At 60.6% G+C, this 8,768-nt stretch carries 10 protein-coding genes and 1 rRNA gene; all 11 read left to right on the plus strand.

The features are described 5' to 3' along the window. Positions 1 to 118 precede the first annotated feature (118 nt). Positions 119 to 1,645 carry an anthranilate synthase component I family protein gene (locus VE009_RS22080; protein ID WP_325011453.1) on the plus strand — a complete coding sequence of 509 codons (1,527 nt, stop codon included), beginning with the start codon at positions 119 to 121 and terminating at the stop codon, positions 1,643 to 1,645. 69 nt (positions 1,646 to 1,714) lie between these two features. After that, positions 1,715 to 2,296, plus strand: a complete 582-nt coding sequence (gene pabA / locus VE009_RS22085) for an aminodeoxychorismate/anthranilate synthase component II (protein ID WP_325011454.1) — start codon at positions 1,715 to 1,717, stop codon at positions 2,294 to 2,296. Next, positions 2,293 to 3,159 carry an aminotransferase class IV gene (locus VE009_RS22090; RefSeq protein WP_325011455.1) on the plus strand — a complete coding sequence of 289 codons (867 nt, stop codon included), beginning with the start codon at positions 2,293 to 2,295 and terminating at the stop codon, positions 3,157 to 3,159. Before pabA ends, VE009_RS22090 begins: the two co-directional genes overlap by 4 nt. Positions 3,160 to 3,169: 10 nt before the next feature. Next, positions 3,170 to 3,979 (plus strand): dihydropteroate synthase, encoded by an 810-nt coding sequence (gene folP / locus VE009_RS22095; protein WP_325011456.1) that lies wholly within the window; start codon positions 3,170 to 3,172, stop codon positions 3,977 to 3,979. A 16-nt stretch (positions 3,980 to 3,995) separates the two neighbouring features. Continuing rightward, positions 3,996 to 4,367 (plus strand): dihydroneopterin aldolase, encoded by a 372-nt coding sequence (gene folB, locus VE009_RS22100; RefSeq protein ID WP_325011457.1) that lies wholly within the window; start codon positions 3,996 to 3,998, stop codon positions 4,365 to 4,367. Further along, positions 4,364 to 4,888, plus strand: a complete 525-nt coding sequence (gene folK, locus VE009_RS22105; RefSeq protein ID WP_325011458.1) for a 2-amino-4-hydroxy-6-hydroxymethyldihydropteridine diphosphokinase — start codon at positions 4,364 to 4,366, stop codon at positions 4,886 to 4,888. Before folB ends, folK begins: the two co-directional genes overlap by 4 nt. After that, positions 4,840 to 5,046 (plus strand): helix-turn-helix transcriptional regulator, encoded by a 207-nt coding sequence (locus VE009_RS22110; protein ID WP_325011459.1) that lies wholly within the window; start codon positions 4,840 to 4,842, stop codon positions 5,044 to 5,046. Before folK ends, VE009_RS22110 begins: the two co-directional genes overlap by 49 nt. Positions 5,047 to 5,068: 22 nt before the next feature. After that, positions 5,069 to 6,094, plus strand: a complete 1,026-nt coding sequence (gene dusB / locus VE009_RS22115; protein WP_325011460.1) for a tRNA dihydrouridine synthase DusB — start codon at positions 5,069 to 5,071, stop codon at positions 6,092 to 6,094. Positions 6,095 to 6,227: 133 nt separating this feature from the next. Further along, positions 6,228 to 6,707, plus strand: a complete 480-nt coding sequence (greA, locus tag VE009_RS22120; RefSeq protein WP_325011461.1) for a transcription elongation factor GreA — start codon at positions 6,228 to 6,230, stop codon at positions 6,705 to 6,707. Positions 6,708 to 6,790: 83 nt separating this feature from the next. Continuing rightward, positions 6,791 to 8,314 (plus strand): lysine--tRNA ligase, encoded by a 1,524-nt coding sequence (gene lysS, locus VE009_RS22125; protein ID WP_325011462.1) that lies wholly within the window; start codon positions 6,791 to 6,793, stop codon positions 8,312 to 8,314. Positions 8,315 to 8,649: 335 nt separating this feature from the next. Next, positions 8,650 to 8,768 (plus strand): 16S ribosomal RNA (locus tag VE009_RS22130); the annotation flags it as partial.

The raw sequence follows: 8,768 nt of genomic DNA on the forward strand, positions 1-8,768 counted from the left end.
CCTTCCGGGTTCGGCGGTTTTTGCCGTTGCAATTGTGTGAAAATCCCGGGTTTGCCGTGAACTCGCGCGGGAAATGGAGTATACTTGGGCAATAGGTAAAGAATGGCGGCGATGCGGATTGAACATAGCGTTCGAACGATGGATACAATGGAACGAACAATACAATTGTCTGCCGTATCTCGAGACCGTCGAGATCGGTGACGCGGACATCGGCAGCTGGGAGCGGCTGTGGGCGGAAGCCGGCGAAGCGGCGATCGTGCTGGAGAGCGGCAAGAACGACCGGTATACGTTCGTGGGGGCGGAACCGGCGGAGTGGCTGTCCGGCGATCTGAACGGCGCGCGGCGGTATCAAGCGGGCGCGGCGGAGCCGGAGACGATGGAAGGCGCTCCGCTTGCGGTGCTCCGCCGGTGGATGGCCGAGTTCCGGGCGCCGCGCGTCGAACAGCTTCCGAAATTTACGGGAGGCATCGCGGGCTACTTCGCGTACGACGTCGCGCGCACGATCGAGCGGCTTCCTGCGCTCGCGCTTGACGACTCTCCGATTCCCGACTACTTTTTCCTTCGATTGGACAAGCTATGGATTATCGATCGAATCGAACGGAAGCTGCACTGCGCCGTTTACGCGGTTCGCGCGGCGGAAGCGGGACCATGGAGCGAGGAAGCGCTTCGCGCGCAGTACGATGCCGCGCGGGAGCGGGCGGCGTCCATGAAGGACGCTTGGATGCGGTGGAGCGCGGCGGGCGCGCTTGCGCCCCGGCAGCCGGAGACGCTCGACATCGACGTGGAGCGGCTGGAAGGTCTGGAGCTGAGCTTGACGAAGCGCCGCTTCATGGATGCGGTCGAACGCATCCGCGAGTATATCGCGGCGGGCGACGTGTTCCAGGTCAATCTCAGCGTGCGGCAGTCGAAGCGGCTGACGAAGACGACGCCCGAGCGCGTGTACGAAGCGCTGCGCCGGCTCAATCCGTCGCCGTACATGGCGTTTCTCCGGCTGCCCGGGGAGCGGCGGATCGTATCCGGTTCCCCGGAGCTGCTCGTCCGGCTCGAAGGCCGGCGGTTGTCCACGCGCCCGATCGCGGGCACGCGGCCCCGCGGCCGCAGCGAAGGAGAGGACGGGCGGCTGCGCGAGGAGCTGCTGCTGAGCGAGAAGGAGCGGGCGGAGCATATCATGCTCGTCGATCTCGAGCGCAACGACTTGGGGCGCATATCGACGTTCGGGTCGGTGCGCGTCAAAGAATTAATGGCGATCGAGCACTACTCGCACGTCATGCATATCGTCTCCGAGGTCGAAGGGGAGCTGGCGGAAGGCCGGGACGCGTTCGACACGATCGCGGCGGTGTTCCCGGGCGGCACGATTACCGGCGCGCCGAAAATCCGTACGATGGAAATCATCGAGGAGCTGGAGCCCGTTCGGCGGGGCGCCTACACCGGGGCGATCGGGTGGATTGACTATGCGGGCAATATGGAATTAAATATTACTATACGCACGATGGTTTACGCCGAAGGCAAGGCGTACGTGCAATCCGGAGCGGGCATCGTCATCGATTCCGATCCGGAGAAGGAGTTTACCGAATCGCTGAATAAAGCGAAAGCGCTGTGGAAAGCGGTAGAAATCGCGGAACGAAGCGAGGAGAGCCCTTCTTGAGCCGAGGCCGCCGAACGGCGGCGCGAGCGGAGCGAAGTTGGAGCAGAGCAGAGAGGGAGGCGCGTACACATGATTTTGGTCATCGACAATTATGATTCGTTCACTTACAACTTGGTTCAATATTTGGGGGAGCTTGGCGAAGAGGTCGTCGTGAAGCGGAACGACGAGATCAGCCTCGACGAGATCGCCGCCATGCGGCCCGATCAGATCGTCATTTCCCCGGGGCCGTGCACGCCGAACGAGGCGGGCATTTCGCTCGCGGTCATCGACCGATTTAAGGGGGAAATTCCGATTTTAGGCGTCTGTCTCGGCCATCAATCGATCGGGCAGGCGTTCGGCGGCGAAGTCGTACGCGCGGAGCGGCTCATGCACGGCAAGACGTCGCCGATTCGGCACGACGACCGCGGCTTGTTCGCGGGACTGCCGAACCCGTTCACGGCGACGCGCTACCATTCGTTGATCGTGAAGCGCGAGACGCTGCCGGAAGAGCTGGAAATTACGGCGGAGACGGAAGAGGGCGAAATCATGGGATTACGCCATAAACGCTACCCGATCGAAGGCGTGCAGTTTCACCCGGAATCGATTATTACCGAGCACGGCTTGACGATGCTGCGCAACTTCATCGAAAGCACGAAACGGGCGAACGCATGAAACTGTGGTGGAACGGAACGATTTGCGACGAAAGCGAAGCCGTGATCCCGGTAACCGATCACGGCTTTCTTTACGGCATGGGGCTGTTCGAGACGTTCCGTACGTACGGCGGCAAGCCGTTCCTGCTCGACCGCCATGTCGCCCGGCTTCGGGAAGGCTGCGCCGAGCTTCGGTTCGCGTACGAACCGTCCGAGGCGGACATCGCGGCCGCGGTCGCGGCGCTGCTCCGGGCGAACGACCTCGAAGACGCATACGTGCGCTGGTCCGTCTCGGCCGGCTCGGCCCCGCTCGGGCTGCCGGCTCCGACCGGGTACGCGAGTCCGAACGTGCTCGTCATGGCGAAGCCGCTCGGCACAGGATCGCCGGCGTCGAAGGAGCTGCACGTGCTGAAGCTCCCTCGCAGCACGCCGGAGGGAGCGGTGCGGCGCAAATCGTTTCATTATATGAATAATATTTTAGCGAAATGGGAGCTCGCCGCGCGGACCGCGTCCCCCCAAGCGGAGGGGCTGCTGACCGCCGCGGACGGCATTGTCGTCGAAGGGATCGTCAGCAACGCGTTTTGGGCGGCCGGGGGCGCGCTGTACACGCCTTCGGTCGAGACGGGCTGTTTGCCGGGCGTTACGCGGGAAGCGGTACTGATGCTGGCCCGCGAAGCGGGGCTGCCGGTCATCGAGGGGCGGTTCCCGTGGGAAGCGCTGCTCGCGGCGGACGAAGCGTTCGTGACGAATTCGGTGCAGGAGCTGACGCCGGTATCCGCCTTGTACGACGCGGACGGCGTTATGCGGAAACGATGGTCTCCCGAGGCGGGGCCGATCACGAACGCATTGAGCCGGGCGTATCGGGCGCTGACGGCGAGGGAATGAGGGATGAACGATGGCAATACACCCGGAGTTAGGACGACGCACGCTTATCATGGGCATCTTGAACGTAACGCCGGATTCGTTCTCGGACGGCGGCAAATACGCGACGGTCGAACGGGCGCTGAAGCATGCGCGGCGGCTGATCGCGGAGGGCGCCGACATTTTGGACGTGGGCGGCGAATCGACGCGCCCGGGCTCGGAGCCGGTATCCGCGGAGGAGGAGCTGCGGCGGGTCATTCCCGTGCTGGAAGCGCTGCGCGCGGACGGCTGTTCCGTGCCGATCTCCGTCGACACGTATAAAGGCGTCGTCGCGGAAGCGGCGCTGCGCGCGGGCGCCTCGATCGTCAACGACGTGTGGGGCGGCAAGAAGGATCCGACCTTGCTGCGGGCCGCGGCGGAGCGCGGCGCGTCCGTCGTTCTCATGCATAACAGGAACGACATGAATTACGGCGACGATTTCGTAGCCGACGTCGTCGCCGATTTGCGGGACTGCATCGCGCTGGCGCGGGATGCGGGCATCCCCGACGAGCGCATCGCCCTCGACCCCGGCATCGGCTTCGCCAAAACCCGCGAGCACAATTTGCGCCTGATGAACCGGCTGTCGGACGTCGTCGCGCTCGGCTACCCGGTACTGCTCGGCACGTCCCGCAAACGGTTCATCCGCGAAACGCTGGACGCGGGTCCGAACGACGTCGTGGAAGGCACGATCGCCACGACCGTGCTCGGCATCGCGCAGGGCGTCTCGATCGTGCGCGTGCACGACGTGCGCGAGAACGCGAAGGCGGCCCGCATGGCCGATGCGATTTGCGCCCCGGCGCAGTAACGAAGGAGGCGCAGCGATGGATACGATGAAGTTGGAACGCATTCAGCTGTTCGGCAACCACGGCGTGTTCGCCGAGGAGAACAAGCTCGGACAGCGTTTTTACGTCAGTCTCGAAATGAAGCTCGATCTGCGGGCCGCGGGAAAGACGGACGACCTGGAAGAGACGGTCAATTACGCCGAGGTCTATGGCCTCGTGAAGCGCGTCGTAGAGGGCGAAACCTTCAAATTAATTGAAGCGTTGGCAGAGACGCTCGCTACCCGCCTGCTTGACGCCTATGCTAAAATACATGAGGTAACGGTCCGCGTCGTGAAGCCGCATCCGCCGTTCGACATCGTGTTCGACGGCGTGACGGTGGAAATTACGCGGCGCCGAGGCGAGGAGCGATGAACAGGGAGCCCGTCGTCGCTTATCTCGGGCTCGGTTCGAACATCGGGGAGCGGGAGCGGCTGCTCGCGGAAGCGGTCGAGCGGCTTTCGGACCATCCGTTCGTCGAGGTGTCCGCCGTCTCGCCGCTGTACGAAACCGAACCGGTCGGCGTCACCGACCAGCCCGCTTTTTTGAACATCGCCTGCCGCATTCTTACGACGCTGGACCCCGAATCGCTGCTCGCGGCGGCGCTCGACATCGAGCGCGAGCTGGGGCGCGTGCGCACGATTCGATGGGGACCGCGCACGATCGATATCGATCTATTATTGTACGATAACCGAGACATCCGCACGCCGGCGCTGACCGTCCCGCATCCACGACTGATGGAGCGGGCGTTCGTGTTAGTGCCGCTGCTGGACGTTATAGAGGAACGCGAGCGAGATTGGCTGCCGGACGGCGGCGCGATCGACCTCGAAGCAACAGGAGTGAGACGATGGAACAACACCAACTGGCCGGAAGAATTCGGGCGTTCCGAAAGCTGAAAGGCTACACGCAAAGCGAACTATCGGAGAAGCTAGGCGTCTCCGTATCGATATTGGGCGCCGTGGAACGCGGCACGCGCAAGCCGGAGCCGCGCCTCGTCCGCAGCATCGCGGAAGCGCTCGGCATCCGTCACGAAGAACTGCAAGGAAAAATGTAAGACGATAGGAGGAAATCAAACTATGACTCAAGTCGCGAAAACGCTGAAGATCGGCAATGTGGAAACGAAAAACAACGTCGTGCTCGCGCCGATGGCCGGAGTGTGCAATCCGGCGTTCCGCTTGATCGCGAAAGAGTTCGGCACGGGCCTCGTCTGCGCCGAGATGGTCAGCGACAAAGCGATTCTCCACGGCAACAAGCGGACGCTCGAGATGCTGTACGTCGACGAGCGGGAGAAGCCGCTCAGCCTGCAAATCTTCGGCGGCGACCGGAACTCGCTCGTCGAAGCGGCGAAGCACGTCGACAAGCACACGAACGCCGATATCATCGACATCAACATGGGCTGTCCGGTGCCGAAGGTCGTCAGCTGCGACGCGGGAGCGCGTTGGCTGCTCGATCCGAACAAAATTTACGAGATGGTCTCCTCGGTCGTGGACGCCGTCCAAAAGCCGGTCACGGTAAAAATGCGCATCGGCTGGGACCATGAGCATATTTACGCGGTCGAGAACGCGCAGGCGGTCGAGCGCGCCGGCGGGCAAGCGGTCGCCGTTCACGGTCGGACGCGGGAACAGCTGTACACGGGGAAAGCCGACTGGAACATGATCAAGCAAGTGAAGGAGGCCGTCAACATCCCGGTCATCGGCAACGGGGACGTCGTCACGCCGGAGGATGCCAAACGGATGCTCGAGATGACGGGCTGCGACGGCGTCATGATCGGCCGCGGCGCGCTCGGCAACCCGTGGATGCTGTACCGGACGGTCGAATATTTGACGACGGGCGCATTGCCGCCCGAGCCGGACGCGAAGGAGAAAATGCGTATCGCGATGCTCCACCTGGACCGGCTGATCGCGCTGAAAGGCGAGTCGGTCGCCGTTCGCGACATGCGGAAGCATTTCGCCTGGTACTTGAAGGGCCTCCGCGGCTCGGCGGAAGTGAAAACCCGCATCATGGAAGCGACGACTCGCGACCAAGTCGTGACCATTCTCGACGGCTACGTGGCCGATCTCGAGAACGGAACGTTCGAACCAAACGCCGTTTCCGTTGTTTGACATTTACTCCCCCTTGAAATATAATCGTCAATAAATTTAACGCCTGCTTGTGTTGAATCGGCCCCGCTGTTCATATAGTAATCACAAGTTGGAAGCAACGATTCAAATTTTTAGACGACGGGAGCTACATTGAATGACGGAAAAGGAAGTCATTTTAACCCAAGAGGGGTTAAAAAAGCTGGAAGAAGAGCTTGAGCATCTGAAATCGGTGAAACGCCGCGAAGTGGCCGAGCGGATCAAGATCGCCATCGGTTATGGGGATATCAGCGAAAATTCCGAGTACGAGGATGCGAAGAACGAGCAAGCCTTCATCGAAGGGCGCATTATTACCCTCGAGAAAATGCTCCGCAACGCCCGCATCATTAACGAAGAAGACGTCGACACGGATACGGTGAGCATCGGTTCGATCGTGACTTTGGAAGATCTCGAGTACAAAGATACGGTGGAATATACGATTGTCGGCAGCGCGGAATCCGATCCGCTGCATAATAAAATTTCGAACGAAAGTCCGGTCGGCAAAGCGATTTTGGGCAAGTCGAAGGGCTCCATCGTCGATGTCAGCGTTCCGGCCGGCGTTATCCAATATAAAATTATCGATATTAAGAAGAAGTAACATAGCCCGACGACCATGAAAGCTTCCCTGGGAGGCTTTTTTGGTTCCTTGGGCTTGTCCTTTATCGTAGGAGTGATATGACCATGAGCGAAAACGAAAACGTCCAACCGCAATCCCCCGCCGAAGTCAACGAGTTGCTGCAAATTCGGCGCGACAAATTGAACGCCCTGCGCGACCTCGGCGTCGATCCGTTCGGCAAGCGGTACGAACGCACGCATTACGCGGGCGATTTGAACAAAACGTACGGCGATACGCCGAAGGAAGAGCTGGAGTCCTCGCCGATCGAAGTAAGCATTGCGGGCCGCATCATGCAAAAGCGCGGCATGGGCAAAGCTTCGTTCGCGCACGTCCAGGACCTGACCGGCCGCATCCAAATTTACGTCCGCGAAGACGAAATCGGGGACAAGCTGTACGAAGCGTTCGACCTGCTCGACTTGGGCGATATCGTCGGCTTGCGCGGCACATTGTTCAAGACGAAGACGGGCGAGTTGAGCGTCCGCGCGAAGCAGCTCGAAATTTTGACGAAGTCGCTGTACCCGCTGCCGGACAAGTTCCACGGTCTGACGGACGTCGAAATGCGTTACCGCCAGCGGTACGTCGATTTGATTACGAATCCCGACGTGCAGCAAACGTTCATCACCCGTTCCCGCATCATCCAATCGATGCGGCGCTATTTCGACAGTCTCGGCTTCTTGGAAGTCGAAACGCCGACGCTCCACGCAATCGCCGGCGGCGCGGCCGCCCGTCCGTTCATCACGCATCACAACGCGCTGGACATGCAGATGTACATGCGGATCGCCATCGAGCTTCATCTGAAGCGGTTGATCGTCGGCGGGTTGGAGAAGGTGTACGAAATCGGACGCGTGTATCGGAACGAAGGCGTGTCGACGCGGCACAATCCTGAATTTACGATGCTCGAGCTGTATGAGGCCTATGCCGATTACCAAGATATCATGCGCCTGACGGAGAACGTCATCGCCCACATCGCGCAAGAGGTGCACGGGACGACGACGATCATGTACCAAGGCGTAGAAGTGAATCTGGCGCCGCCGTTCCGCCGCGCGCACATGGTCGACCTGATCAAGGAAGCCGTCGGCGTCGATTTCTGGGCGCATATGTCCGACGACGAGGCGCGCGCGCTCGCGAAGCAGCATAACGTGCCGGTCGAGCCGTCGCATTCGTTCGGGCATATCGTCAACTCGTTCTACGAAAAGTTCGTCGAAGAGACGCTTATTCAACCGACGTTCGTGTACGGGCATCCGGTCGCGATCTCGCCGCTCGCGAAGAAGAACGAAGAGGACCCGCGCTTTACGGACCGTTTCGAGCTGTTCATCGTCGGCCGCGAGCACGCGAACGCGTTCACGGAGCTGAACGATCCGATCGATCAGAAGCAGCGCTTCGAGGCGCAGCTCGTCGAGCGCGAGCAGGGCAACGACGAAGCGCATGAGATGGATCACGACTTCATCCGCGCGCTCGAATACGGCATGCCGCCGACGGGCGGCCTCGGCATCGGCGTCGATCGTCTCGTCATGCTGTTAACAGACGCGCCGTCGATCCGCGACGTGCTGCTGTTCCCGCATATGCGGGCGCGCGCCGGAGAGGCGTAAATTCAAGCTTTCCGGCACGGCCTCCCTTCGGGGGGGCCGATTTTTTTCAACTGGCCGAAAATGGTTTCGAAAAACCACTTGCATTGTTCCGGGCGATTGTGATATATTATTGCTTGTCGCCGCCAGAACGGCGATGGCGAAAAACGAACGAAAACGACGGCGGTGAAAATTGCCAGTTGCAAAGTTCGGGTCGGATATGATACATTAGTCTTCCGGCCAAGAGCCGACAGCTTGTTCCTTGAAAACTGAACAACGAGCGCATACGCGTCTGATGAGCTTCGGCTCGTTAGACAAAGTAAGAAAGCTAGCTTGTAATGAGCATAGACGAACTACCCTTTTTGGAGAGTTTGATCCTGGCTCAGGACGAACGCTGGCGGCGTGCCTAATACATGCAAGTCGAGCGGATCTTATCCTTCGGGATAAGGTTAGCGGCGGACGGGTGAGTAACACGTAG

It is taken from the genome of Paenibacillus sp., from assembly GCF_035645195.1.
In the GTDB taxonomy this organism is placed as follows: domain Bacteria; phylum Bacillota; class Bacilli; order Paenibacillales; family YIM-B00363; genus Paenibacillus_AE.

Excerpts from the sequence above, each read along its gene's own strand:
- pabA (WP_325011454.1), top strand. The coding sequence starts at position 1,715 with ATGATTTTGGTCATCGACAATTATGATTCGTTCACTTACAACTTGGTT.
- VE009_RS22090 (WP_325011455.1), top strand. The coding sequence starts at position 2,293 with ATGAAACTGTGGTGGAACGGAACGATTTGCGACGAAAGCGAAGCCGTG.
- folP (WP_325011456.1), top strand. The coding sequence starts at position 3,170 with ATGGCAATACACCCGGAGTTAGGACGACGCACGCTTATCATGGGCATC.
- folB (WP_325011457.1), top strand. The coding sequence starts at position 3,996 with ATGGATACGATGAAGTTGGAACGCATTCAGCTGTTCGGCAACCACGGC.
- folK (WP_325011458.1), top strand. The coding sequence starts at position 4,364 with ATGAACAGGGAGCCCGTCGTCGCTTATCTCGGGCTCGGTTCGAACATC.
- VE009_RS22110 (WP_325011459.1), top strand. The coding sequence starts at position 4,840 with ATGGAACAACACCAACTGGCCGGAAGAATTCGGGCGTTCCGAAAGCTG.
- dusB (WP_325011460.1), top strand. The coding sequence starts at position 5,069 with ATGACTCAAGTCGCGAAAACGCTGAAGATCGGCAATGTGGAAACGAAA.
- greA (WP_325011461.1), top strand. The coding sequence starts at position 6,228 with ATGACGGAAAAGGAAGTCATTTTAACCCAAGAGGGGTTAAAAAAGCTG.
- lysS (WP_325011462.1), top strand. The coding sequence starts at position 6,791 with ATGAGCGAAAACGAAAACGTCCAACCGCAATCCCCCGCCGAAGTCAAC.